This window comes from Rhizobium laguerreae, from assembly GCF_002008165.1.
GTDB lineage: Bacteria > Pseudomonadota > Alphaproteobacteria > Rhizobiales > Rhizobiaceae > Rhizobium > Rhizobium laguerreae.
In genome coordinates this window covers 39,230-64,528 of the sequence record NZ_MRDM01000008.1, presented here as the reverse complement: position 1 = coordinate 64,528, position 25,299 = coordinate 39,230, and the positions used below count along the sequence as shown (strand labels likewise).

At 61.0% G+C, this 25,299-nt stretch carries 26 protein-coding genes; 8 read left to right on the top strand and 18 right to left on the bottom strand.

Annotated elements, in window-relative coordinates; genetic code table 11:
• Nucleotides 1-8: 8 nt before the first annotated feature.
• From BS630_RS05065 to BS630_RS05055, 3 genes are all read right to left on the bottom strand, one after another.
• A complete protein-coding gene (locus tag BS630_RS05065) occupies nucleotides 9-317 on the bottom strand; it encodes a Dabb family protein (protein WP_062944979.1) in 309 nt (102 codons plus the stop codon).
• A gap of 136 nt (nucleotides 318-453) precedes the next feature.
• Nucleotides 454-879, bottom strand: coding sequence for a hypothetical protein (locus BS630_RS05060; RefSeq protein WP_077976521.1), 426 nt, complete (start codon nucleotides 877-879; stop codon nucleotides 454-456).
• Between the two features lie 134 nt (nucleotides 880-1,013).
• Nucleotides 1,014-1,499, bottom strand: coding sequence for a RidA family protein (locus BS630_RS05055; protein WP_077976520.1), 486 nt, complete (start codon nucleotides 1,497-1,499; stop codon nucleotides 1,014-1,016).
• A gap of 190 nt (nucleotides 1,500-1,689) precedes the next feature.
• Between BS630_RS05055 and BS630_RS05050 the strand changes: the two genes are divergently transcribed.
• Nucleotides 1,690-2,388, top strand: a complete 699-nt coding sequence (locus tag BS630_RS05050) for a TetR/AcrR family transcriptional regulator (protein WP_077976519.1) — start codon at nucleotides 1,690-1,692, stop codon at nucleotides 2,386-2,388.
• 86 nt (nucleotides 2,389-2,474) lie between these two features.
• On the opposite strand, the gene BS630_RS05045 is transcribed toward BS630_RS05050, so the two are convergent.
• Complete coding sequence (locus BS630_RS05045; RefSeq protein WP_077976518.1) at nucleotides 2,475-2,825, bottom strand: DUF2200 domain-containing protein; 351 nt, start codon at nucleotides 2,823-2,825, stop codon at nucleotides 2,475-2,477.
• 320 nt (nucleotides 2,826-3,145) lie between these two features.
• Nucleotides 3,146-3,952 (bottom strand): class I SAM-dependent methyltransferase, encoded by an 807-nt coding sequence (locus BS630_RS05040; RefSeq protein WP_077976517.1) that lies wholly within the window; start codon nucleotides 3,950-3,952, stop codon nucleotides 3,146-3,148.
• A gap of 549 nt (nucleotides 3,953-4,501) precedes the next feature.
• Here BS630_RS05040 and BS630_RS05035 point away from each other — a divergent pair.
• Nucleotides 4,502-4,948, top strand: coding sequence for a molybdopterin-dependent oxidoreductase (locus BS630_RS05035; protein WP_231285137.1), 447 nt, complete (start codon nucleotides 4,502-4,504; stop codon nucleotides 4,946-4,948).
• Between the two features lies 1 nt (nucleotide 4,949).
• Nucleotides 4,950-5,576 (top strand): class I SAM-dependent methyltransferase, encoded by a 627-nt coding sequence (locus BS630_RS05030; RefSeq protein ID WP_077976516.1) that lies wholly within the window; start codon nucleotides 4,950-4,952, stop codon nucleotides 5,574-5,576.
• Between the two features lie 376 nt (nucleotides 5,577-5,952).
• Here BS630_RS05030 and BS630_RS05025 read toward each other — a convergent pair whose 3' ends face one another.
• From BS630_RS05025 to BS630_RS05015, 3 genes are all read right to left on the bottom strand, one after another.
• The gene (locus BS630_RS05025) at nucleotides 5,953-7,161 is read right to left on the bottom strand and encodes an MFS transporter (protein WP_077976515.1); all 1,209 of its coding nucleotides are present in this window, start codon (nucleotides 7,159-7,161) and stop codon (nucleotides 5,953-5,955) included.
• Nucleotides 7,162-7,221: 60 nt separating this feature from the next.
• The gene (locus tag BS630_RS05020; protein ID WP_017959289.1) at nucleotides 7,222-8,202 is read right to left on the bottom strand and encodes an AraC family transcriptional regulator; all 981 of its coding nucleotides are present in this window, start codon (nucleotides 8,200-8,202) and stop codon (nucleotides 7,222-7,224) included.
• 418 nt (nucleotides 8,203-8,620) lie between these two features.
• Complete coding sequence (locus BS630_RS05015) at nucleotides 8,621-9,013, bottom strand: winged helix-turn-helix transcriptional regulator (RefSeq protein WP_025393490.1); 393 nt, start codon at nucleotides 9,011-9,013, stop codon at nucleotides 8,621-8,623.
• Between the two features lie 81 nt (nucleotides 9,014-9,094).
• Here BS630_RS05015 and BS630_RS05010 point away from each other — a divergent pair, with 81 nt between their 5' ends.
• A complete protein-coding gene (locus tag BS630_RS05010; RefSeq protein ID WP_077976514.1) occupies nucleotides 9,095-9,826 on the top strand; it encodes an SDR family NAD(P)-dependent oxidoreductase in 732 nt (243 codons plus the stop codon).
• A gap of 174 nt (nucleotides 9,827-10,000) precedes the next feature.
• Here the strand turns inward: BS630_RS05010 and BS630_RS05005 are convergent, their stop codons facing one another.
• From BS630_RS05005 to thrC, 4 genes are read right to left on the bottom strand one after another with little or no spacing between them, the layout of a single operon-like run.
• Nucleotides 10,001-12,913, bottom strand: a complete 2,913-nt coding sequence (locus tag BS630_RS05005; RefSeq protein ID WP_077976513.1) for a sensor domain-containing phosphodiesterase — start codon at nucleotides 12,911-12,913, stop codon at nucleotides 10,001-10,003.
• On the bottom strand, nucleotides 12,910-13,524 hold the full coding sequence (locus BS630_RS05000; protein WP_077976512.1) for a GNAT family N-acetyltransferase: 615 nt from the start codon (nucleotides 13,522-13,524) through the stop codon (nucleotides 12,910-12,912). The genes BS630_RS05005 and BS630_RS05000 overlap by 4 nt, the downstream gene beginning before the upstream one ends.
• 28 nt (nucleotides 13,525-13,552) lie before the next feature.
• Entirely contained in the window at nucleotides 13,553-14,851 is a 1,299-nt protein-coding gene (locus BS630_RS04995; protein ID WP_077976511.1) for a M16 family metallopeptidase, read from the bottom strand.
• A gap of 3 nt (nucleotides 14,852-14,854) precedes the next feature.
• Nucleotides 14,855-16,279 (bottom strand): threonine synthase, encoded by a 1,425-nt coding sequence (gene thrC, locus BS630_RS04990; protein WP_077976510.1) that lies wholly within the window; start codon nucleotides 16,277-16,279, stop codon nucleotides 14,855-14,857.
• A gap of 263 nt (nucleotides 16,280-16,542) precedes the next feature.
• Between thrC and BS630_RS04980 the strand changes: the two genes are divergently transcribed.
• The gene (locus BS630_RS04980) at nucleotides 16,543-17,190 is read left to right on the top strand and encodes a hypothetical protein (protein WP_020048818.1); all 648 of its coding nucleotides are present in this window, start codon (nucleotides 16,543-16,545) and stop codon (nucleotides 17,188-17,190) included.
• Nucleotides 17,191-17,221: 31 nt separating this feature from the next.
• Here BS630_RS04980 and BS630_RS04975 read toward each other — a convergent pair whose 3' ends face one another.
• The 6 genes from BS630_RS04975 to BS630_RS37830 form a co-directional block, all read right to left on the bottom strand.
• Nucleotides 17,222-18,463 (bottom strand): type II toxin-antitoxin system HipA family toxin, encoded by a 1,242-nt coding sequence (locus tag BS630_RS04975; protein WP_077976508.1) that lies wholly within the window; start codon nucleotides 18,461-18,463, stop codon nucleotides 17,222-17,224.
• 512 nt (nucleotides 18,464-18,975) lie between these two features.
• The gene (locus BS630_RS04965) at nucleotides 18,976-19,665 is read right to left on the bottom strand and encodes an HAD family hydrolase (protein ID WP_025393498.1); all 690 of its coding nucleotides are present in this window, start codon (nucleotides 19,663-19,665) and stop codon (nucleotides 18,976-18,978) included.
• 187 nt (nucleotides 19,666-19,852) lie between these two features.
• Complete coding sequence (locus tag BS630_RS04960) at nucleotides 19,853-21,682, bottom strand: methyl-accepting chemotaxis protein (protein ID WP_077976507.1); 1,830 nt, start codon at nucleotides 21,680-21,682, stop codon at nucleotides 19,853-19,855.
• A 236-nt stretch (nucleotides 21,683-21,918) separates the two neighbouring features.
• Entirely contained in the window at nucleotides 21,919-22,362 is a 444-nt protein-coding gene (locus tag BS630_RS04955; protein WP_077976506.1) for a hypothetical protein, read from the bottom strand.
• 9 nt (nucleotides 22,363-22,371) lie between these two features.
• Nucleotides 22,372-22,722: a hypothetical protein gene (locus BS630_RS04950; RefSeq protein ID WP_077976505.1), complete on the bottom strand. Its 351-nt coding sequence runs from the start codon at nucleotides 22,720-22,722 to the stop codon at nucleotides 22,372-22,374.
• A gap of 52 nt (nucleotides 22,723-22,774) precedes the next feature.
• Nucleotides 22,775-23,344, bottom strand: coding sequence for a hypothetical protein (locus tag BS630_RS37830; RefSeq protein WP_077976504.1), 570 nt, complete (start codon nucleotides 23,342-23,344; stop codon nucleotides 22,775-22,777).
• 296 nt (nucleotides 23,345-23,640) lie between these two features.
• Between BS630_RS37830 and BS630_RS04940 the strand changes: the two genes are divergently transcribed.
• The 3 genes from BS630_RS04940 (at nucleotide 23,641) to BS630_RS04930 (ending at nucleotide 24,998) form a co-directional block, all read left to right on the top strand.
• Nucleotides 23,641-23,856, top strand: coding sequence for a hypothetical protein (locus tag BS630_RS04940; RefSeq protein ID WP_025393503.1), 216 nt, complete (start codon nucleotides 23,641-23,643; stop codon nucleotides 23,854-23,856).
• A 249-nt stretch (nucleotides 23,857-24,105) separates the two neighbouring features.
• Nucleotides 24,106-24,537: a hypothetical protein gene (locus BS630_RS04935; RefSeq protein WP_231285142.1), complete on the top strand. Its 432-nt coding sequence runs from the start codon at nucleotides 24,106-24,108 to the stop codon at nucleotides 24,535-24,537.
• A 119-nt stretch (nucleotides 24,538-24,656) separates the two neighbouring features.
• A complete protein-coding gene (locus BS630_RS04930) occupies nucleotides 24,657-24,998 on the top strand; it encodes an oxidoreductase (protein WP_077976502.1) in 342 nt (113 codons plus the stop codon).
• Nucleotides 24,999-25,299: the final 301 nt, after the last annotated feature.

Here is a 25,299-nt window from a genome sequence, read left to right as displayed (position 1 = left end):
TGCGGCCCTCACAAATTAAGGTCGAAGACCAGGATGCCGGCAAGGCCTCCATCCGTCGACGAGACGATGCGCTCGCCGACCGTCACGTGCTCGGGATGGATGAGATAGGCGTCCCGGGCTTCGGCGCTTTCAAAGGTCACGGCAAAACCGTCGACGAAGCCGCCATGCAAACCCTCGGGCGAAACATTCGGCCCATACTTGATATCCAATATGCCGGGAATGAGCTGTTTCAGGGCGACGATCGCCGCAAACAGCGACTGCTTGTCTTCGCTCGTCACCGCGGTCTTCAGCCGCAGGAATACGCAGTGCAGGATCATCAGTGGTCCTCCCGATTTCTTTGGCCGATTTTCTTTGGCCGGATTTTCTTTGGGTGGAGAATAGCGGCGAAAGCCGGGAGAGCAACGAGATTTATTTTCACGCGGACGTTGCGCCGCAAGCCGTGAGCCGGGCAGATTACATCTGGTCGGTCTTCACCAGGGGCCGCTTGTAGATCTTCTGGACGAGATCGCTCGCCAGCGCGCGGGCTTGGTCTTTCTCAGCCGCCGTCATCGGCCGGCAGGTGTTCCTGGTGTTTGAACTGTCGAGCACGGTCGTAGTACCGGAATTGGCGATGACGAGATGCCAGCTGCAGGAGGCGACCTTGTCGATGGCGACGGCACCGTGGCAACCGGTGGACAGGCAGAAGGCAACGGTCACCTGCGCCCCGTGGTCGCCTTTATAGGCCAGCGTGACGGCTTTCTTGATATCCGTGACCCATCGCTCGCATTGCGCCTGTTTCGCCCCCGGCTGGCAGCTTTTGGTGACCGGAGTGATCTCGGCGGCCTGAAGCGGCGATACGCAAAAAACACCCATCGAGAGGGCGAGCAGAATCTTGAGCATGGGATTTTCCTTGTGCAAGGAATGAGAGACGCACATCCCAGGCCGTTGGTCAATGGCCATCGATAAAGGGAAGGTGGCGCGCCTAACAAAGGTTACGCACCACCCCTGAAAATCCGATTTGTCTCGATCCGCCGCTATTCCAGAATGACCACGGCTTCGACCTCGAAGAGCATGGGGTCGATGGCAAGCTTGGGGACGGGAATCAGCGTCTGGGCCGGCAATGCTTCGCCGAACATGTCCTTGACATTCCCAGTCAGCACCTCGAGCTTGGACATGTCGTGATCGACCACGAAGACCGTTAGCTTGGCGACCTGATCCGGCTTTGCGCCGAGTGCATCGAGGGCGGTGCGCAGATTCGCATAGGCCTGCTTCACCTGGACGGCGAAGTCGGGCGACAAGGCGCCCGTGCTGTCCTGGCCGCCCTGTCCGGAGATGTAGGCCAGCCGGCCTTGGCGCGGCACGATCACCGCCGTGCTGTAGCCATTCGGCGAGGGGTCGTAGAGGTTTTTCGGATTGACGATGGTCAGCTTGAGATCGTCCTCATTGGCTGTCGCCGCGGTGGGAACGCTGATGGTCATGATGAGTCCTCCGATAATGAGATGCTTGATTGCGCGTGACATGAATTCTCCTGGTTTTCCAGGGCTGCGAGCGACGGATCCTCGCGGCCTGCAGGATGGAATCTTATCGCCACATGATTTACTCGTACGGCGTACGACTAAGTTGCATCGTACAGCGTACGAGTCAATCGGTCAGCATCGACATTCCCAGCATTGTCGGCTTAGATCGACGTCTGATCGATAAGGAAGACGAATGGCAGCCAAACGCAGCGATGCTGAGAGCAAAGGGTCTGGGCGGAAAAGTGCTCCACCTCAGTCCGGGCAGGAGCCGCGCAGTGAGCCGAGCCTTTCCCTGGAGCGGATCGTGGCGACTGCGGTGGATCTGCTGGACGCCGAGGGCGTCGATGGATTGAAGATGCGCCGGCTGGCCGATCGCCTCGGCTCGGGCGCGATGAGCCTCTATTGGCACGTCGACAACAAGGAAAAGGTTTTCGATCTGGCGCTGGATTCGGTGCTCGAATATCGCGCATTGCCTAGTATCGTTGCGTCTGAAGACTGGCGCGGGGACATCGTTCATATGCTCGAAGACTGGCGCGCCAGCATGCTGCGCCATCCCTGGTCGGCATCGCTGCTGCCGCGCCGGGCGCTCGGTCCGAACATCCTCATTCGCCTGGAACTGCTGAGCAAGACCCTGTCCAAAGCCGGTGTGGCGGACGCGGATTTGAACGCCGCGATCTGGTCGCTCTGGAATTTTGTGATCGGCGCCACCATCACCCGGGCGAACTTCGAGCTCTCGGACGACGACAAAGCGGCCGCGCAGCAGCGCCTGACGGGTCTGAGCCAGCACTACCCGACGATCGAACGCTCCCGTCTGCTGCTGGATAATGATTGGGACGGCGCTTTCAGAAAGGGCCTCGACTTCCTGCTCGATGGCCTTGCGCCGCGCCAGTGAACATTCGTCATTCCCGGACGAGACGATGCCGGATTCCATGCGCGTGCCGTGGGTGATCGCGGGTACCGCGGCGACACGGCTCCCGGCTATTTCCGCAGGATTTTCTCCATCGCTTTTCCCTTGGCGAGTTCGTCGATCAATTTGTCCAGATAGCGGATTTCCCGCATCGTCGTTTCCTGGATGTCTTCCACGCGGACACCGCAAATCACCCCTGTAATCAACGATCGGGAGGGATTCATCTGAGGCGCTTGCGCAAAGAAATCCTCGAAGTTGGTCTTCTCAGCCAACTGATCGTCCAGGCTCTGCTGGCTATGCCCCGTCAGCCAACAGATGATTTCATCGACCTCCGTCTTCGTGCGCCCCTTCTTCTCTGCCTTGGCGACATAGTGGGGATAGACGCTCGCGACGCTGATGGAATAGATGCGATGCTTCGTCATGCGTGCTCCTGAACATTCCAGATATTTCCGGCTTGAGATAGCTGACTTCAAGTCCTCAACAAGTGGCGGATAATGGGTAAGCTCCCATGGGCGCGAAGTAGACTAGTGCAAACGCGGCATCTCTAGCGCCGCGCGTCTTCGACCGGATTGCACCAACAACGGACATCGGCTCGGCTTGGGTAGACGACCGCTACGGGGCCGATTGCGGACCGGCAGGTTTTTGGCTGCCGAGGAACGACAGCTGATGATCAACCCGCGGGGTTAAAGTCTAAGAACGGCCCACACCGGGCCCTCGCGGGCCTATTGCATGCTCTCCAGAATCAGGCTGGGACCAAGCCACGCACCACCCGGAACATCATGGGAAATGACCGGGGTCCATCGGGCAAGCCAACCAGATACCCGGGACGAACATACTGTTCGATCAAATCGCGGGCGTCGTCCGAAAGTGCCATCAATATGCTTGTGATGCTGCCTGGGCCGTCGGCGAACGTAGCCCAATAATCCGCGAAGGACGCATACTCGCAATCCACGACAACGGGAATCTCCGTCACGTCGACGAGGCCGATCTTCCGCCACAACGTCGCCTGACCATTAGGCCAGAAGAGCTGGCGCCCCGCCCGCATGGATCTCAGCCTGGCGAAATCGGTCTCAAGCACGGCGCCGGTATTAATGACGAGATCGAAGGCGGGCATGCCGCCCAAGAACTGAGTAACGGCGGACGCGACCACGCCACCTGGACGGGTCACGCGCTTCATCTCGGCAACTACCTGTTCAATTTCCGGGATAACGTCCAGGGCCAGCGTGGAAACGGCCGCATCGAAAAAGTTAGTGTCGAACCGCATGTGCCGGACATCGCCGTGTTCATAGGCGATATTGGGGTGGGATCGTCGACGGCGGGCTCCTTCCAGGTATCCCTCCGATGCGTCAACACCGATCACATGCGCTCCCGCCTCGGCCAGTGCTTTCGACAACACACCTGTCCCACATGCTACATCGAGCACGCGACTGCCCGGGGCAATATTGGCACGTGTGAGAAATGGGCTTGCCAGATGTTCGCTCCAGCGCCCTATGAATGTCTCGTAGACGTCGGGATCAGCCCAATTATATCGAAGTTCTGCGGCCTCCATCTCTTGCCATCCTCTCTCGATCAAGAATGGACCGTAACACGGCCATTCGGCTCGCGCGTATCGCCGTCACACCGGGCAACCAGCGGAACCTTGTTAACACTTCTCAAGAAAATATGACACAGCGGGAACCCCTGAAATCACACTGGCCTTCCCCTCGGGGGGCTCCGAGGTACCGCATGGTGGGTTTGACGAGTGTGATCCGCGCAGGTCGCACGGTGGGAGCCGCTGCGCCCACTAACTGCAATCCTTCAGCCCGGCCCGTGGTCAAAAGGATCAATTGCCAGCCAAGCGCTACGGATCGCTGGACAGCGTCCGCTATTAGCGCGAGAATCCCGTTGCTGAACGACTGCTAAGAGGGGCGCAAAGCGGTCAAGACCGCCTTCGGCCCCTTTGCTGCCGTTCGAGGTCGATCCGAGGAACGTGCGGTATGTGCTAGATTGCGGACCGAAGGCGGAATGCGACTGACGCACTGCGAGGGGCAGTGTGATCGTACCGGAATTCGCGCGACCGAGAGCCGACTTTGTGCTCTTGAAAGGGGAGACGAGGACGATGCCGACACCACAGCAACCCAGTCTAATAGTTCGACAGAAATCCCCACAGAACATCGAGTTTCCGTTTGCGTCGCTCTCCGATTGGCTGATCCCAACCGAGCTGTTCTTCGTGCGAAACCATTTCTCCTCGCCGGACCTCGATGCGCGAGACTGGAGATTGCGCGTTGGCGGGGCGGTGGAGCGGCCGATCGAACTTGACCTCGACAGCATCAAGGCGATGCGGAGCACGACTTTCACCGCCGTCGTCGAGTGTGCTGGGAACGGGCGCGTCTACTATGAGCCGCCGAAGGAGGGGTTGCAGTGGCAGAACGGAGCCGTCGGCAATGCCGCATGGACAGGTGTTCTTCGGAAGCAAATCGCCCACCAATTGCCGAAGTGTGAGGGGCGCAACGGGCTGATGGGCGTCTCGCTCATCAGGCCTCTTGTCTTGAAGGAGGAGCGCTAGGATGAGCACCGACCCGGATACCGTGCGGTCTTATGATAGGGTCGCGGCGGAGTACGCTGCCGAGGCCGCGGCGATGCCCGAATGGGTCGCCACAGAGATCGATGCGTTCGTCACCGAGCTGGGGGGCTCGGGCAGGGTGCTGGAGATCGGAAGCGGTGGCGGGCGAGATGCACTTGAGCTTGAGAAGCGGGGAATGAGCGTGCGGCGCACCGACATTGCAAAGGGTTTCGTCGAACTGCTTCGCGAAAGTGGCTTCGAGGCCGACCTGCTGGACCCGCTGACCGATGACTTGGCCGACCCGCAGCGTCCCGGCACGCCGTATGACGGGATCTGGGCCTGTGCCTGCCTGATTCATGTCGCCCGCGAGGATTTCGGCACGGTGCTTGGACGGCTTGCCGAGGCGACCCGGACCGGTGGCCGATTGCACGCCTCGGTAAGAGAGGGCGAAGGCGAGGATGTGTCCACACACGGCAGCGCTGCAGCGCCGAGGCGCTACGTCGAGACATACTGGCGCGAGCCTGCCCTGCGGTCCGCACTCAGAGACGCGGGCTGGCTCGTCAGCGAGGTACGTCGGTGCGTCGGTAAGCCCCATGATCATTGGCTGAGTGTTCGGGCGAGTCGGGCGTGACGCACATGGAACTTGCGGGAATGGCCAGTTGTGGCGCGACCATGAACTCTAGGTGGTCACCGCAATGTCGGCTTCCGAGTGAAGATTCCTCGGTGGCCGACATGAAGGCGCGAAGCCGACGTTCAGCGAGCTAATCTTCTATTTCCGATTAGGCCCAATGGCAGACATGAGGCGCACACCGGCCATGTTAGTCGTGAGCGCCGATCTTCCATAAACGCCTATTAGAGGGATTGTTGTCGTCGCGGTCATCGGCGATCGGACGGTGCTTCCTCGCCGGAACGAGAAAGCACCGTCGCGTCTCGGCTTAGCGTTGCTCCGGCACTCCGGGCAGGTTGGACCTCGCCTCTTTTGCGCACCGTGGCCGGAGCTCGAAGATTCAGCCCCGGGGCTGCAGCAACGCCAGAACGATAGTCGATAACGCCAACATGGCTGTAAGTGTCAATGGCGCTGCGGGACCATAGTGATCGACCACGTAGCCGCCGAACACCGCACCGATGCTGATGGCGACCTGGAAGGAAACGACCATCAGGCTGCCAGCTGCCTCCAAGGCATCCGTTGCGCCGCGGGACAAGTTGGTTGGCAGTACTACCGGAGCCATCCCGAAGGCGAAACCCCAAAGTGTAACCAGGGCAAACGCGATGCCGCTATATGAACCCCACAGTACGAGAGCAAGCGCCGCAAACGCCATCAGTGCGCCGGTCACAGCGAGTGCCGTGCGGATATTGGCGTCTGCCATTCGTCCGCCGGCGATATTACCGATCACGGCGGCGATGCCAAACCCGAGCAGCGCCAAGGCAATCGGCCCGGTGCCAAGGAGGGTTACCTGCTCGAGGAAGGGTCGCACGTAGACTGAGCCGGCAAAATGTCCCGTCATCAGCAAGACGATGGCAAGCATTCCCAGTTGAACAGTGCGCCGTTTTGTCAGCCCGAAGACGTCAGAAAGACTGTTGCTCGTGGTTGCGGGTAACGTCGGCAAACTGAGAATCTGAAGCAGCATCGCAACTACCGCGAGGCCTGCGGTCATCGCCATGGCGGCACGCCACCCAAGCCAATCGCTAACCAAAGCACCCATGGATGGTGCAGCTATGGTGGCAAGAGAGACGCCCAGGGTGACTATAGCCATACCCCGCCCTGTCGCATTGGCGCCAACCAATCTCGCCACAACGGCAACTGAAAGTGCCCAGAAGCCACTTAGCGCGATTCCCAGCCCGGCTCGCCCCAACAACAATAGCCAAAAATCCGTCGCGAGGGCGGCCAGGAGATTGGAGCCGACAGCCAAGGCACTTAAGCCAACCAGGACAGTCTTCCGGTTCAGCTTGCCGATGAAAACATTGCTCAACAAGGCCGTTACCGCGCCGACAGACGCGGTTGCAGTGACAACCTGACCAGCTGTTCCCTCGCTGACGCCAAGGTCACGCGCCATCGGCGTCAACAGGCCCGCCGGCAGGAATTCAGCTGACACAAGCGCGAAGCTTGTGGCCGCCATCGAAATAACGGCAAACCAGGTGGTGCGGCTCCATGAACTCGGAACGGTAGTATCGAGGCCGATCGCGCTGCTGTCTAGCTGTGATGTTGTGTCCGTCATTGAAAATACCTCCAAGATTTGGAGGTCTTCATAGCGGAGTTTTTCAGGATGATATGTATCCTAAAGTCCGAATTCCATGTCCGTTCGTCCGGAAATGGTGCGACGCATAACCCCAGGCGATACGCTCGTGATGCGCTTGAAGGCGCGAGCGAAAGAGGCTTCAGACTCATAGCCCAGTTGAGAAGCGACCTCGGCAACCGACATGTTTTGACCAAGCAACTCTCGTGCAAGCTGCATGCGCAGACGGGCGAGATACCGCGCCGCGCCTTCTCCTAAGATGGCACTGAAGCGTTCCGCGAAGATCGAGCGCGATTGACCTGCCACGCCAGCAAGGGTCTCCAGCGTCCAGTCATGGCCGGGATCTCGGTGCATGGCCGCCAGCGCACGGCCGATATGAGGATCGCGGATCGCAGCGAGCCAGCCGCTGGTCGAGGCCCCGCTGCAATTGACCCAGCAGCGAATGAGCCGTGCGACGAGTACGTCCGCCATGCGTGACAAAACCGTGGCGCTGCCTATCTGGGGTTGAGACGCCTCCGCCGTCATCGCGGCGAGAAGCGGGCCGACGACTGGATCATTGCCAGCAACATCACAACCCTTGATGATCGGCGGCATCAGAGCGATCAACGGGTTGAGCGCATTAGCACCCAAGGCCATGGAACCGCAGAACAGGGTGCTTGTCGCGCCTGTTCCTTCCTGCACCACTTCGCAGACGTTCCCCCCCAACTTGATGACCTGGCAGCTCTTTAGCGAGTCCTCCACAACATCCGGCCTACTGGCCAGTCGGTGTTCGACCCCTTGTGGCAACAATACAAGATCGCCAGCTTGCAGTTCCTGCCATCCCTGGGTTTCTGTATAGATCCAGCACGGCCCCTCACTAACGAAATGAAATCGCAGCAGCTGTTGCTGCGGAAAGGCGATGCTCCACGGATCGCGCAGCTCACAACGGCCGTAGTTGACGCCGCTCAGGCGAAAGTCCTGTAGAACTTCGCTTAGTGCGTCCGTGGGAATATGCGTCGAAGACTGGGATGAACGATCAAGCATTGAGCCAATTTATATGCCAGGCGTCCGGACTGCAAGTATTGCCGATCAGGGGCTTCCTCTAAGGCGAAGTCTGGTGGGTGCAGCCTCGGGCTGGCTGGTGCGAATTGAGGTCGACGAGCCGCATTGCAGCACGGGTTTCGTCACGAGCTAATCTCTGTCCGTCGCTGACATGGTTTCAACGGGCAGTGACATAAACCGGCTTGGGGCAGTAAAAATCATCCAGTAAGACGATCTCTCCCCAAATCTCGGTAGCGGCCGACCATGGGATTTTCGCCGATCCCAATCAGACGCAACTTCAAGTCCTTCATCGAGAAACGTGATCGGCACTGCGGCTCGACATCCTGCGGAAGCAACTCACGACTAAAGCGACACTTGTTTTCCCGGATTTTGCAAACGTCGCAGAATAGACGGTTTTGCGTCAGCGACGATTTTCGGTGTTGTCATAGCGTAGCGTGGCCGCCTCGACCTTGTCGCCGTTGGCCGCTGCCCATGAACACAGTGCTTCAAACGGCTCCCGCAGTGAATGGCCTAGTGGAGTAATTGCATATTCCACGCCAATCGGCTGCGTTGGGAGCACGGTTCTCGTCACAAGGCCGTTCCGCTCAAGCCTCTTCAAAGCGTCGGCCAGAGCCTTGTGCGTGATCCCATCGAGACGCCGCTTGATTTCGTTGAAGCGCGAGGGTTTGGGACAGATCACTGTCAGTATCAGGATCGTCCATTTGTCAGCGATCTTGTCGAGCACCGGGCGAACCTGCGCCATGTCGCCAAACGCGCGATGAGAAAGTGCCTCCAGATCAGTATACTCGTCCATATCTAGGCTACTTCAGGTGCGTAATTGATACCAGATATACGATGTATATCATAGCGAGACCATCAATTGAAAGGATTTACGATGGCTCGAATGAGTAACAAGATTGCCCTGGTCGTCGGCGGCGCCAAGGGCATCGGCTTGGCAATTGCAGAGCGGCTTTCTGCCGAAGGGGCGAAGGTCTTCATCACCAGTCGTAGAAGTGAAGATGCCGCGAAGGCGGCCAAGGGTATCGGCAATGACGCGGTCGGCATTGCCGCCGATGCCAGTGTCCCCGAAGATATGGTGGAGGCTGTCGAAAAAGTGCGAAAGGCATGCGGGCGTATTGACGCGCTCGTATTGAATGCAGGCCTCTCCGAGCCAGCGCAGATCGCCGAAATAACGCCGGACCACTTCGACCGCCACTTCGGCGTCAACGTCCGCGGGATGGTTTTCTGCCTGCAGGCGGCTCTCCCGGTGATGACAGGAGGTGGGGCGGTCGTCCTCGTCGGATCCATCGCCGATAGCGCGGGCTACTCTTCGTACGGAACCTATGCCGCCACCAAAGCGGCCGTCCGTTCCTATGCCCGAACCTGGACGGCAGAACTCGCGCCCAAAGGTGTACGCGTCAACGTTGTTGCGCCCGGTCCAACCGATACGGAAATGATGGCTGCGGTTCCGGAAGACACTCGCGCGGCACTTGTCGCTCCGATCCCGATGGGACGAATGGCGAGGCCTTCAGAGGTGGCTGCGGCCGCCTTGTTCTTGTTGAGCGATGACGCGAGCTACATCGCCGGTGCCGAACTGTGCGTCGACGGCGGCTTGCGGCAGGTCTAAGGTTCCGTCGAAACGGTGTACCCGATCTGAGCAGGTCGGGTACAGCAAAACGCGCCTGTCGTGAAGCTTCCGCTTAGAGCCGCATAGCAGCCGCACCCTTCAACAACGAACAGATGTCCGCCTCGGGCTGAAGGCGGCCTTTGATTGCCACCGGAAATCGACCAGCCGCTCCGCTCAAGCCCGTTTCGTCAGCGGAAACCGGTCCCGCAGCAGCCGCAGCACCGATTCCGAAGGGATCGGCGGGCCGAAGAGGTAGCTCTGGCCGTAGTTGCAGCCCATCTTGGCGAGTTCGATGGCATCCTCGTTGGACTCGATCCCCTCTGCCACCACCTTCATGTCGAGTTCGCGCGCCATCGCGATCACCGATCTGAGCACGGTTGCCTTCTTGTCGCTGCTGTCGCGCACCAGGGCCTTGTCGAGCTTGATCGTGTCGAAGGGGAAGCGGGTGAGATAGGCGAGCGACGAATATCCGGTGCCGAAATCGTCGAGCGCCAGCCCGATGCCGGCTTCCTTCAGCTTCTGCAGCACCAGGCGAGCCTGTTCCGGATTTTCCATCACCATGGATTCCGTCAGTTCAAGCTTGAGGCGCGAGGGATGGCAATGCGTCTTGGCGAGAACCGAACGCACGTCGTCGTAGAGCTCGTTGTTGAGCAGCTGCACGCTCGACAGATTGATCGAGACGAAGATCGGCAATTCGCCGGTCTGGTGCTGCCAGCTCATCAGATCGTTGGTCGCCTGTTCCAGTGCGAACATGCCGAGCGGGCCGATAAGATCGGAGGCCTCGGCGATCGGGATGAATTCGGACGGCGGGATATTGCCGCGTTTGGGATGTTCCCAGCGCATCAGCGCCTCGAAACCGGCGACCTCGACATCCTCCAGCCTTGCGATCGGCTGGTAGACCATCGCCAATTCCTTGCGCTCGATGGCGCGGCGCAGATCCGTTTCCAGCTGCAGCCGGTCGGTGCCGAAGTCGCGGAAGGCCGGCTGGAACGGCTCGACGCGGTTGCCGCCGGCCCGTTTTGCCCGGTACATGGCAAGCTCCGCATCACTGAGCAGGCCGGTGGCGCTCTCCTGCCGGTCGACCCAGGAGGCAAGCCCGACCGAGGCCGTCAGAATGATCTCGCGATTGGCGAAGTTGATCGGCACCATGATCGCCTTGCTGATCGCATCGGCGAAATCGGCGACCTTGGCTGGATTGTGCTCGGAAACCAGGATCAGGCCGAACTGGTCGCCGGCAAGCCGCGCCAGCGTGTCCTGCGGTTTCAACAGCCGGCGCAGGCGCCGCGTCAGCGCGATGAGGATGTTGTCGCCGGCGGCAACGCCCAGCGAATCATTGACCAGCTTGTAGCGGTCGATGTCGATCACCATCACCGTCGGGCGCAGCGTATCGCCGCCCGGCGCCAGCGCCAGCACCGACTGCAGCCGGTCGAGGAAGACCTGCCGGTTCGGCAGGCCGGTCAGATTGTCGTGCAGCGCATCGTGCAGCAGCCGCTCGACGGAATTCTTCTGTTCGGTCACGTCGACGATCGTGCCGACGCAGCGGATGATCTCGCCGTTCGAGCCGAGCACCGGCCGGGCCCGGATCAGCAGCCAGTGGAAATGCCCGTCCTCGGCGCGGATGCGGAACTCGTGGTTCAGCCGCCCGCGCCGGTGTTCGAGCAGCACGTCGAGCGTGGCGCGGAAGCGGTCGCGGTCGTCTGGATGCAGCCGCGGCAGCCAGTTGCGCGCCGCGCCATGCATGGTGCCGGGCGACAGGCCGAGCTTGATCGAGACGTCGGGAATGGTGACGACGCGGTCGCGCGCCACATCCCAATCCCAGACCATGTCGCCGGAGCCGGTCAGCGCCAGCGATTGCCGCTCGAGATCGGAAAACAGCCCTTGCTGATAGGCGCCGCCGGCGAACGCATGCTGCATGACGGTGAAGCCGATCAGAAGCACGATGAGCACCAGGCCGCCGCCGAGAGCCGGCTGAATGATGTCGTTGTCGAGCCGGCCAGTAACGGTCAGCCACGCCCCGAACAGCCAGACGAGCGTCAGCGCCCAGGCAGGCACCAGCAGAATGGCGCGGTCGTAGCGGTTGAAGCCGAGATAGATGATCAAGAGCAGCCCCGTCGCGGCCGTCAACGCGAAGGAAAGCCTGGCGATGCCGGCAGCGATCGACGGGTCGTAGATCGCCACGCCGAAGAGCAGGGCAAGGCCGAGCACCCAGGCAAGCGTGGCGTAGCCGAGATGCGCATGCCAGCGGTTGAGGTTGAGATAGGTGAAGAGGAAGATGACGAAACTCGACGCCAGCGCCACCTCGGCGCAGGCGCGCCATATTCGCTGGTCGGCCGAGGCGACGCTGATCAGCTTGCCGAGAAAACCGAAATCGACGCAGATGTAGCCGAGCACCGCCCAGGCAAGCGCTGCCGTCGCCGGCAGCATCGAGGTGCCCTTGACGACGAAGAGGATGGTCAGGAACACGGCGAGCAGGCCGGCAATGCCGAGCACGATGCCGCGATAGAGCGTGAAGGCGTTGATCGTGTCCTTGTAGGCGTTCGGTTCCCAGAGATAGATCTGCGGCAGTTCCGGCGTCGACAGTTCGGCGACGAAGGTGATGACGGCGCCGGGGTTCAGCGTGATGCGGAAGACGTCGGCCTCGTCGCTCGGCTGCCGGTCGAGCGCGAAGCCTTCGCTCGGCGTAATCGCGCTGATGCGCTGCGAGCCGAGATCCGGCCAGAACAGCTTGGAATTGACCAGACGGAAATGCGGCGCGACGATAACGCGCTCGAGCTGTTCTTCCGAAACGTTGGCGAGCGCAAACACTGCCCAGTCGCCCTGATGGTTCTCCGAGCTTGCCCTGACCTCGATGCGGCGGCGGATGCCGTCGGCGCCGGCCGCCGTCGAAACCTGGAAGGCCTCGCCCTGGCTGGCGTAGATCTCGGTCGTTGCCGTCAGATCGAGCGCGGTATCGTCACGGGAAATTTTTACCGGTTCGGCCGCCTGGGCAACACCCGCCACGAAGGCGAAAGCCGCCAGGAAAAGGGCTGCGATCACCGCGATCACTCGTCCGGACGGTGACTTGGGCAGCATGCGGTCTCTTGTCATCGGCTGTCGGTTTTCCTGCCTTTATCCGTATCGGTGGCGAGACGTGAAAACATCACATGGTCATGCCACTGACCGTTGATCTTCAAATACCCGCGCAGATAGCCTTCCTGTTGAAACCCGGCTTTTTCAAGCAGACGGATGCTGCGCGCGTTATCTGGAATACAGGCTGCTTCGATACGGTGCAACTCAAGCCCGGTGAAGATGTAAGGAATAACCAATTGGAGGGCGGCGAACATATGCCCCTGGCCGGCATGGCGTTCGCCCATCCAGTAGCCGATCATGCAGCTTTGCGCCGCACCCCGTCTGATGTAGCCGATGGTGACGCCGCCGATGAGCGTCATGTCCTCTTTCAGGAAAATGAACAGCGGCACCGCCTGGCCCGAGGCATATTCCTGCTTGCCGCGGACGACGCGGGCGCGGTAGGCGCCCTCCGTCAGTTCGTCGCGCCGCCAGGTCGGCTCCCAGGGTTCCAGGAACTTGCGGCTGTCGGCGCGCAGCCGGTGCCACTGGTTGAAATCCTGGTAGCGCGGCAGGCGCAGGAGATATCTGTCGTTCTCCAGCTGCACCGCTTCCGGCTGCCGCTGCAGGAACCGAAAAACCGATTTTGGCATCGATCACTCCCGGCAGGACGACGTCGGCTCAGCGGCTTGCCTGCAGCGTCTTCGACGCCGGGACCGAAAGCGAGGCAGTGATGTCTTCCATCGGCGCGAGCTGTTCCAACGGACCGATCGCCGACAGCGTCGGAACCGTGTCATAGAACAGGCGGCCGGCAAGGTCGGTCAGCCGCTCGATGGTGATGCCTTCCAGCCGTTCCATCATCTCCGGATTGGAGATCGGCCGGCCGTAAAGCATCATCTGCCTGGCGATCTGGCCGGCGCGGGCAGCCGGGCTTTCCGCACCCATCAACAGCTGGGCGCGGATCTGGGCGCGGGCGCGCTCGATCTCGTTCTGGTGGATCGCATCGGCTGACTTGTGCAGCTCGTCGATGATGACGGGCACCAGCTCCGGCAGGTTTTCGCCGCCGGTCGCGGCATGAATGCCGAAGATGCCGGTGTCGGAAAAGCCCCAGTGAAAGGCATAGACCGAATAACAGAGGCCGCGGAACTCACGCACCTCCTGGAACAGCCTGGACGACATGCCGCCGCCAAGGATATTGGCGAGGATCTGCGAGCAATAGAAATCGCGGGCGTGGTAGGGCTTGCCTTCGAAGCCGAGCAGGATCTGCGCGTCCATCAGGTCGCGCGGTTCACGCACGCTGCCGCCGATATAACGCGCCGCGTCCATGACGGGCGGGGCGGAAGGTGCCGTCGGCAGACTGGCGAAACGATCTTCCACCATGCGCAGGAATTCCTCATGCTCGACGGCGCCGGTGGCGACCACGAACATGCGGTCGGTCGTGTAGTTGCGGCTGAGATAGCCGCGGATCTGCTGCGGCGTGAAGGAGACGACGGTCTCCGGCGTGCCGAGAATCGCCCGGCCGAGCGTCTGGTCGCGATAGGCCACCTCGGAGAACCGGTCGAACACCACGTCGTCGGGCGTGTCGTTGGCGGCGTTGATCTCCTGCAGGATCACCTGCTTTTCGCGCTCCAGCTCCTCTTCCTCGAAGGCCGATTCCGTCAGGATGTCGGCGAGGATATCGACGGCGAGCGGCACGTAGTCCTTGAGCACGCGGGCGTAATAGGAGGTCGTCTCGGTCGAGGTGGCGGCGTTGACTTCGCCGCCGACATCCTCGATCTCCTCGGCAATCTGGCGGGCCGTGCGGCGCGCCGTGCCCTTGAAGGCCATGTGTTCGAGCAGGTGAGCGATGCCGTGCTCGTTGTCCGTCTCGTTACGCGATCCCGATTTGATCCAGACTCCGAGCGCAACGCTTTCAAGATGCGGCATGGTCTCTGTGACTACTGTCAGCCCGGATTTCAGCCGGGTGCACTCAACTGTCATTGGCTATCTTTCTGCGCCTGCTGTCGTCTCGCCGCGGGCGTGCTTGCCGATAAAGTTTTCAACGGCTTTCAGCTCCGGTTTGATGATCTGGAAACGCTCCTCCCTTTGCATCAGATCAGCAAGCCACGTCGGAAGCGCCGGGTCAATACCGCAGGCGGATTTTACGGCGGCGGGGAATTTCGCCGGATGCGCGGTCGAAAGCGTCACCATCGGCGTATTCGGCTTTTCTTTCTTGGCAGCGACGAAGACGCCGATCGCCGAATGCGGATCAAGCAGGTAACCGGTCTCGGCATGGGTCTTGCGGATCGTCTCGGCGACTTGTTTCTCGCTGGCGCGCCCGGAGCGGAAGTCGCGGCGGATCGCATTCAGCGCTTGCGCGCCGATCTCGAAGCCGTTGGATTGCTTGAGGCTTTCCATCGCCGCGCGCACCTTCGATGCGTCGCGGTCATAGGCTTCGAACAGCAGCCGTTCGAAGTTCGACGAGATCTGGATGTCCATCGACGGCGAGCTCGTCGCCTTGACCGCCTTCATGTCGTAGCGGCCGGTTTTCAGCGCCCGCGCCAGGATGTCGTTTTCGTTGGTGGCGATCACCAGCCGGTCGATCGGCAGACCCATGCGCTTGGCGCAGTAGCCGGCGAATATATCGCCGAAATTGCCTGTGGGCACCGTAAACGAGATCTTCCGGTCCGGTCCGCCGAGCGCCACCGCCGCCGTGAAATAATAGACGATCTGGGCCATGATGCGCGCCCAGTTGATCGAGTTGACGCCGGATAGGCCGACCCTGTCGCGGAAGGCCGCGTCGTTGAACATCGCCTTTACCAGGTTCTGGCAATCGTCGAAATTGCCCTCGACGGCAAGCGCATGCACATTGGCTGACGACGAGGTCGTCATCTGCCGCTGCTGCACCGGCGAAACCTTGCCATGCGGGAAAAGGATGAAGATGTCGGTGCGCTCACGACCCGCGAAGGCGTCGATCGCTGCCCCGCCGGTGTCGCCCGACGTGGCGCCGACGATCGTCGCCCGCTCGCCGCGCTTTTCGAGCGCATAGTCCATCAGCCGGGCGAGTAGTTGCATCGCCACGTCCTTGAAGGCGAGCGTCGTGCCGTGGAAGAGCTCCATGACGAAGCTGTTCGGTCCGGTCTGGACGAGCGGCGCGATTGCCGGGTGGCGGAAGGTGCCATAGGCCTCGTCGATCATCGCCCGGAACCTGTCGTCGGGGATCTCGCCATTGGTGAAGGGCGACAGGATGGTGAAGGCGATTTCCTGATATGTCTTGCCGCGGAGTGCGCGGATCTGCTTCTTGGAAAAGCTCGGCCATTTGCGCGGAACGTAGAGCCCGCCGTCGCGCGCCAGCCCCGTCAAAAGGGCGTCGCAAAAGCCGAGGGAAGGGGCCTCGCCGCGGGTCGAGATATAGTCCACGTTCATCATCCTTGATCTATCGCTGGAGGGAATCCGGCCGGGCGCGGCCCTGGTGCGGTCTGCCGGAATTCGGCAAGGTGGTGCCTTCGGGCCTTAGCATTGCCGTTATCTTGTTGAACTTGCCCACATCCGGCGTCGAAAAGTGCATCAAAACGGCGCTGACCCAATCGATTTTTGTTTGCGCCGCTGATATAGACCATCGCAAACCGTCGTGAAAGGCCCCACGGAAAAGACATGGGGCCTCCAAGAAGCGCTTATACAAGGGATGGAATATGGTGCTCGGCAAGGTCTCGCGTCTCATCGTCTCCGCATCTTTTCTTGCCCTGCTCGCTGGTTGCAACTCGCTCGGCATAGGTGGCGACAGCAAGCCGGCTGCGCCGGCGACCCAGCCGAACGGCACCGCCCAGATCATGCCGCTGGCGCCGGCCAACCCGTCCTCGAACAATCCTTCGATCGGCACCGCCACGACGGCGCAGGGCACGGTCGCTCCCGTCGTCCAGGGCGCCTGCCCGCAGATCTTCATGCGTGACCAGGATGCGATCTTCCGCACCTATGCCAAGGGCAAGAAGGACGATCCGCAGCAGATCGTCTTCCAGGCCTCCGTCGGCGATTACACCCGCCAGTGCACGCTGAACGACACGAACCTGACGATGACCATCGTTGCCCAGCTGCGCCTGATCACCGGCCCGGCCGGCACGCCCGGTCCGGTGACGCTGCCGATCCGCATCTCCGTCGTCGACGGCGAGACCGTGCTCTATTCCGAAGTCACCAAATTCCCGACCGAGATCCCGCCGGGTGCGCCGGGCACCCAGGTCATCTTCCGCAAGGACGGCATCACGATGCCGGTTGGCTCCGGCTCCCTGGTGCGCGTCAATATCGGCTTTGATACCCAGCCCGCGAAGACCAAGAAGAGCAGCTGAGTTATTCCAGGAAACGTACGAAGCAGGCCTTCTAGTTCAGAATTCGGTCAAGCTCGGTTGTACGGTATTTGGATAGGCCAGCTTTTTCTGCGAATTGTTGCCAGCCTTCGATAGCGGTGCGAACCTGATCGATGACATCTCTCGCGTCTTGATCAGAGATAGATGCTTGCCTGGAGACTGTCAGCAGGTGCTTTATATCAGGGTTTCTTCCTTCGCCTGCGATATCCACGCTGTGTTCTCCTCCTGGTCCCGAAGAGAAGGTCAGGTCATAAGCAGGAGAGAGGGTCCATCGCCCGTCAGCGTTCATGAGGAAGGCGTGGTTCTTGGCGTGGTCGTCTCGATTCCTGGCGTACACGTTGAACACCATGCGCCGAAACATCCGTAGAACTTCGGAACTGTCACGTGTCATCATGAGTGTCAGCTTATGGAGCTGTCCGTAATTCAGCGACGCCTGTCGATGGCTGGCGTTCAAGATGCCGCTGGCAGTGTGCATGTGCAGCCGGCCGGCCGGTGTCCGATCAAATCGCTTGGTGGCGAAAAGACGGCTCCCTTTCCTGGTGTCGAATATCCGCGTCTCTGCCATCTCCAGCCCTGCGGCGCGTGCCATCAAAGCATAGGCCTGCTCCTCGACCCCGATATCGACGGGGTCGCCAACACCGCGCGCCTTTACCATCCATCGATCAAAACCGGGCTCCATGTCCTGGCCGTAGTCCAGAGCGAATTTATTTTGGGCCTTGTTAAATCCTATCATGATTTTTGGACGTGCCCCCGCAGAGCCGCCCTGCGCGCCTTGCAGAGTGTCGATGTCGGCAATGTCCATCTCGGCGTGGACGAGGTCGACCTGCTCGACGAACCAATCCCAATCGATATCGTCGGCCGGTTTCCTTTCGTCGTCGGCTAGCTCGGGGATATATGAAAGCGCACCCATTCCCGTCTTTCCAACCGCGGAAAGGCGATCCAGCGGGGTGAGCAGGTGATAGTCGATACCAGCCTTTTGAAGACGGCGATCGAGCAGGAGGCGGCCCCATCCGTCGGGTAGACTGTCGTTAAACAAACCGTGGAGTCCGTCGAACGGATCGCGCGGCGCCGCGATCAGGCCCGGATTTTCTTTTAAATTGAAGGGGGACACCGGCAAAGGCGCAGCGAGGAATTCCGCCGAATATTCAAAATAGGCCCGGCGTTCGTCGCTGCTCCAGGCAAGCGTTCCCAAATTTCTCTCGCTCCCCACGAGATCGAGAACGACGCTCATTTTTCGGATCGGCTTGAATGTCATCTCTTGCGCACCCTCTGCCTGACAGGACGGCCAATGACATCGTCAATTGTCTTGGGCGGGCGAGGCGGAAACAAGTGCTCGAACTCAGCTTCGGCTTCCAGAACAAAGGCAATCTTCACAAGAGCTTCGAGCGAAATCTTTCCCGTCTCCTCGAACAGTCTTAGCGATCCGTAGGAGACGCCGGCCCTTATGGCTAGCTCCCTCTGCGTGAGGCCGACATCAATACGCCGACGCTTCATCCGTTCCGACAGGCCGCCGATCACCTCAGCGGGAGAGGTCATATTAAATGTGAACATAATAGCGCTTATATCAGATATCGAACATAATTGCCAATATAATAGCAATTATCTCAATCGCGCGAAATCGATCGCACGGAATCCGATCGACACGTGCCGTTGGCGTAGCAGCTCGAAGTCTGGCGGCAGTTGCCACCAGCGCAAACGCTTACGTCAGTGACTCGGAGAAACCGGAATGCTCTCTGCATAGCCCGCGGATCGCGGGCTCGAAGCACCTCAGAGAACGTTGTCCCATGCCGCCAGTGCGGCGACGACGCCCGGCAGGTCGTTCATGCGGGAGATTGCCGTTTCGGCGCCGGCATCCGTCAATTTGTCGGCATGGGCGGGATAGCTGTGCGAGGCGCCGGTAAAGCCGATGACGCGCATGCCGGCGGCGCGGGCCGCATGCACGCCGTGAACGGAATCCTCGACCACAACAACCTTGTCAGGCGAAACGCCCATCTGGCTTGCGCCGTGCAGGAAGATGTCGGGCTTCGGCTTGACGCGGTCGGGGCCAAGATCCTTGGCAGAAAAGATGTTCGGCGCAAATAGCGGCTTGAGGCCCACCTTGGTCAGCATCATGTCGAGCCGCTTGGTGCTCGAATTCGAGCAGATGCACCGCTTGATCGGCAGCCTGGAGACAGCGAATTCGACGCCGGGAATGGCTTGGACGTCCTGCGCCAATCTGAGGTCGAGCAGATGCTCCGACTTGTCGAGCAGGGAGGCCGAAAACGGGATGCTCGCCTCGCGCTCGATCTGCAGCAGGATGTTGCGCCATGTCATGCCGGCGAAGCGCTCGCCCATTTCCTCGGCGCTGATCGGATATCCGGCTTCGGTCAGAAGTCCGGATTCGACCTCAGCCGCGATGATTTCCGAATCGACGAGAACGCCGTCGCAGTCGAAGATGATGAGGTCGAAGCCGTCCATATGTTCACGCCTTGCTGAAAGTCTGGGTCTTGTCCGGGAATGCTGCGGCTTTACACGATGCCCGGCCAAAGCTCAACCTGATCTCAAGCATGGCTGCGATGCGGCAAGCGACCGGCTCCGGCGTCGCCGCCGGATCGGTCGTGTCGGCTTGACTTGGGAATGAAGACTGGTGAGCAGATAGCAGCCGTCAGGCCGCCAGCTGCCCACCCCTGCGTCCAGCTGCAGATGGCGAAGCTGTCGCCTGAAGCCTGAACCGGGAAACAAGTTCACGCAGCCTGGCAGCTTCCTCGGCGAGATGACCGGATGCCGCTGTCGATTGCTCCACCATTGCCGCGTTCTGCTGGGTCACCTGATCCATGGAATTGACCGCAGTATTGACTTCGGCAAGGCCGGTCGACTGCTCTCTTGCCGACACGGCGATTGCATCCATGTGCTGGTTGATGCGGGCAATCTGTTCGCTGATCGCCTTCAGAACCTGACTGGTGTCGAGAACCAGCTTGACGCCGCTTTCCACTTCCACCGAGGATTTCTGAATGTGGCCCTTGATTTCCTTGGCCGCCTGAGCCGACCGCTGGGCGAGTTCGCGGACTTCCTGGGCGACGACGGCGAAACCCTTGCCCGCGTCGCCGGCCCGCGCCGCTTCGACGCCGGCGTTCAGCGCCAGCAGATTGGTCTGGAAGGCGATCTCGTCGATCACGCCGATAATGCTGGAAATCTGCTGCGACGAGGCCTCGATGCGGCGCATGGCCTCTTCGGCATGCGAGACGACCTCGGAAGACTTGGCGGCATTGCGGTTTGCATCGGTCGCTTCAGTGCGCGCCTCGTCGGTCCGCTTGCTCGAATTCGAGACATTGGCGGTGATCTGATCGAGCGCTGCGGCGGTTTCTTCGAGAGAGGCCGCCTGCTGTTCGGTCCTTTTCGACAGGTCGCCGGCCCCGGATGCGATTTCCCGCGTGCCTTCGTCGATCGCGGCAATGGCGGCCGCAATTGCGCCGAGCGTCTGATCGAGCTGCCGGATCGACATGTTGAAATCATGCCGGAGGTTCTCAAAGTCTGGGGCGAAGGGCTCGTCGATCTGGAAGGCGAGATCGCCGGATGCAAGCCTCTTCAGGCCTGCGGCGAGACCTGATGTCGCTGCCCGCAGCCGTTCGGCTGCATCTTCGTCGGCCTGCTTTCGCGCCGTGACCCGCTCGGTTTCACCCTGCAATCGGGCGGCCTCGGCATCTTTTTCGAGTTGCTTGTTGGCAATCGCCGCTTGGCGGAAAACTTCGACGGCCGACGCCATCGTCCCGATTTCATCGGTGCGGCCGATCCCGGTGCAGGCAATCGCCGTGTCGCCGCCGGCAAGCCTTTGCATATCGTCGGAAAGCGAAAGGATCGGCTTGGTGACGGTCTTGCGGATGAGGAAATAGAGACCAAAGGCGAAGAGCGCGGCCGAAGCCAAAAGGGCTTCCAGGACAATATCGACCGACGCATTTATATCAGAGCTGCGATTGGAAATTTCCTCGGATGCAGCCGTGATCTGATCGCCGGCCTGTTCCATCGCCGCTTCCAGCGTCGAGAACTGCGCCATGAAGTCAGGCAATGCCTTCATAGCTGCCGTAGGGTCCTTACCGGCAAGTTCGACGATCTGAGTGGCGCTTGCGATATAGGCAAGCAGGGGAGGTTCGACGCTGGCAAGGATCGTTTTCGTCTTGTCGTCGGCGGCAAGAGCCTTGTTGGCATCAAGCATCTCGCGGAACGACGCCTCATGCTCCGCCAGATCCGCCTTCACCGTGTCGACATCGATGCCTGCTGCCGGATTGGACGCCAGCAATGATGCGAGCGCATCCGAGCGCAGCGCGTCATGCATCATGTCGGCCTGCATGTGGTTGCGCAGAATATGCGCCGTCCGGGCAACCTCGGCGTTGTTTTCGGAGAGGATTGACGCGGACCAGATGCCGACACCCGTGGCGCCACCTGCCAGGGCGAAAATCGCGATGCTCGCAATGATGATCTTATGCTGGATCGATGCCATGACAGGGCTCTCTCGTTAATTCAGAAGGTGAGAGTAGCCGAACATGCTTAATTATTTTCTTAGCGCCATGCCGCTTAACGGCGCGAAAACAACAGGTTGCAGCAGATATTTCAATTTCGATGAAAGGTTGAGCTGCTATGTGCGCCGAGCGGATGACCGGCGCGCGGGCACCTCGAGCGCCGGAAAATGCGACAAGGGTGGGGCTCTCCCTTGTGCCAAGGGCGAGCCCCATCAAACTATTGCTCCGGCAGGATGATCTTCTGATTTGTGGTGTTCTTCACCGGCTTCTCGCCAGGGACATGCGACATAGTGCGGGTCGTGCTATCCAGCGTGCTGCCGTCGGTGCTGGTTTTTGTGCGAGACTTGCTGAACGTCCCCTTGTCGACTGCCTGGGCTTTCGTCTGCGCCTTCAGCTTGTCACCGTTGTCGTTGACGTGGGTCTTGCTTTGCGCCTTTCCATCGGTGGCGGCTGCACTTCCCCCCGATCCGATCGAAGAGGTCGTGCCGTCGTCGGTCCGGCAGGTGCCCGCCGTTCCGGCCGAGCTTGCCGATGTGCCTCCGGCCGAAGCGCTTCCGCCTGTTCCGACCGTTCCGGCGGCATTGCACTCCTCTGCAAGGACGGCCGAACTCGATGCGAGCAGCGCGATCGAGGCGGCCGCGATAAGGTTGATAGGTTTCATTGCCATCTCCTACTTCTTGGGTTTCATGACCGAGCAGGTTCCGTCGGACCGTTTGGTGATCACGGTGCCGTCAGGTCGGGTGATGCTTGCCGTCGAAAAACTGTCGACGCTTCCTGATCCGGCCGAGGAGCCGGCGGAGGAGGATGACGAAGAGGAGCTGGCCGATCCGCCGCCGGTCGTGGTCGATGACGACACTTGTCCGTTGCCGGCCGTCACGGTGGTGGACATGTCCCCCTGCGACGACTGAGACTGGACGACGGTGCATGTCGTTCCATCGTCGAGCTTGATCTCCTCGGACAGTGTCTGCCCGGCGATCAGCGCGAGCGACGTGCTGAATGCGATTGTGGAAAACTGTGCCATTGCTTTATCTCCGAGGGCTTGGCCGACGCCATGGAGGCGCCGGCCGACATCGTCAGCAGCCTTTGGTGCCGGCGGCGTCCTTCTTGACCTGTCCGGGTGCACAGCCCTTCTTGCCCTTGTTGTCAGAGCTTCCTGCGGCGCTGCCGCCGGTGCCGACTGTGCTGCCGGTCTTGTCTCCGTCCGCCGACGAAGCACCAGTCCCGACGCTCGAGGCCGAGTTTGCGTCGCCCGAGCCTGCGGCGGAGCCGCCGGTGCCGACCGAGCTGCTGGAGGTGCCGCCGCCGGCCGACGAACCGCCGGTGCCGAGCGTCGAAGCAGACCCCGAGCCGGAGCCAGAACCCGCAGCAGAGCCGCCGGTCCCGACCGTGCTGCTCGAAGTGCCGCCGCCGGCCGATGAGCCGCCGGTGCCCAGCGTCGAGGATGAGCCGGAATTACAGTTGGTTGCGCCGGCAGGGCAGGTGCCCCCGGCAGAGCTGCCACCAGTACCGACCGTGCTGCTCGCAGTTCCGCCGCCGGCCGACGAACCGCCGGTACCGACGGTACTAGACGATTGAGCGAAGCCGGAAACAGCCGTGCCAGCCAAAAGGGCGGCCGCCAAGGCCAGATGTGTTGCCTTCATCATGGTGTATTCCTCCGTTTGTTTCTAACTTGCCGTCGCATCCTGAATGGATGGATAGCTGCCTGACAAACTTCGCTCTCACACCACTGTTCCTGCCTTAGGCACTCAGTCGGATGGGCCTCGGACCTTGGTCCGACCTCGCCGTCATGGTTGACGTTCGAGCGTTCTGGGAGGGTTTCATGAGCCGGCCGGCGGGTTGGAAAACCTCCATCCCGGCGTCCGTTACCATCGGGATGGACCGCGCTCATTGCGGCTTCAAGGGCCTCGGCGTACCATCCATTTGCAATGGGAGAGGGACCATGAGGCTTCCAGCTTTCGTCCGACCGGCGGCAGCCGTAGTGCTGCTGTTTGCCTTCACATCCACCGACGTCATCGCCAAGGGCAAGCACCGAAGCTGTGCGCAGCTGCAGGCGATGAAGGATAATGCCCTGACCGGCGGAAAGCATGCTGGGGATGGCACCGACAAGAGAGCCAAAATCGAAAGGAAGATGAGGAAGAAAGGTTGCCAGAGGTAAGCCGTCGATAGCTTGCGGGCACCGAGAGAACATGGTTCGGCAGCAGGTGAGCCTGTTACCGAGACGGCAGAGATGCGCCCCCGTTGAGGATGGCGCGACATCCATCAAATCCGCCTCATGCAGACTAACCTCGGCCCCAGGCCTACCTTTGGCAATCTCATGCACTAGATGGCGATCGGGAGGAGAACGCCACCGCCGCTATTGGGAAGAGAAGCGGCATGCCAAAGAATGGATGAAGAGGAAGACTGCATGACGATCGAGGACATCATCGAAACCCTGGAAAAGACTGACATGCCCGACAGCCGGATCGACGCCTTCATCACCTGTGCCTTTCTGTTGAAGCAACTCCGGCCAGCCGAGCCCAACGATTTCGACGGTCCTCACGACTACATGCCGAGCAGTATCAAGTCAGAGCACGGCTTCCTGATGGCGCGGCCGTTTACCCACGACGTCAATCACGCCATCGACCTGTGCAAGGAAGTCCGGCCGGATGCGGTTTGGCACCTCGCCCGCGGTCGTCAGACAGCAGATGACTCGCTTTACGGCGCGCAGCTGCGCGAGGTCAGAGAGGACGAAAGCATCCTCGGTGAAGCCGAGAGCAATCACGCGGCGCTGGCGCTGACGCTGGCTGCACTGCGGGCGCATGTGCGGCAGGAAGATGAAAAGAGGGCAGGTGCCTGAGGCTCGGGAAGCTGGAACGCCACGCGTGCAAGCGGCGTGAGCGGGCAACATTTTATCGGAACAAATCCAGGTAATTCCGGTTCGCTCACCATCCCCGGTGAAGCAAGAAGGAGTTTCCAATGCTTCTGAGACTACTCGCAGTAACAGCGCTTTCAGCTGGCCTGGCAACTGCCGCCATCGCACAATCCGGCGGCGGCAGCGGCGGTTCCGGGTCCGGCAGCGGCTCCTCGAGCTCCGGCAGCGGTTCCGATTCTGGAGCCGGTGGCACCGGTTCCGGCAATTCGGGCTCGGGCGGTTCGGGCGCAAATTCGACAGACGGCGGCGGCGCAGGAGGGATAAACGGCGCCAATAACTCCGGCGGCGACCCCGATGATTGCCAACGCCAGCAGGCAGGCCAGCCCGGCAATTCGGCGCCCTCCGGCACGACGACAAACAAGCCGGATTCTGCCACCGCCTGCTAATAGAAGATGTGCCCGGTTAGGACCGAACCCCGCGGAGCGCCTCCTTTGATGCGGCGCCCGGGGTTACGCTATGCTTCGGTTATGCCTTATTTGTGAAAAGGTATGGCTGGCGAGCTGTTATGCGGCAGGTCGCGGCGGGCGGCATATTCCAACGCCCCTCATCCTGAGGTGCGCAGGCCAAGGCCGGAGCCTCGAAGGACACGCCGCAGCGCTGCTTCTTGCATCCTCTGACGCCGGCGTGCCCGCCTAGCCCTTCGAGGCCCCCTGCGGGGCACCTCAGGGTGAGGCTCTCTGGGGTGCT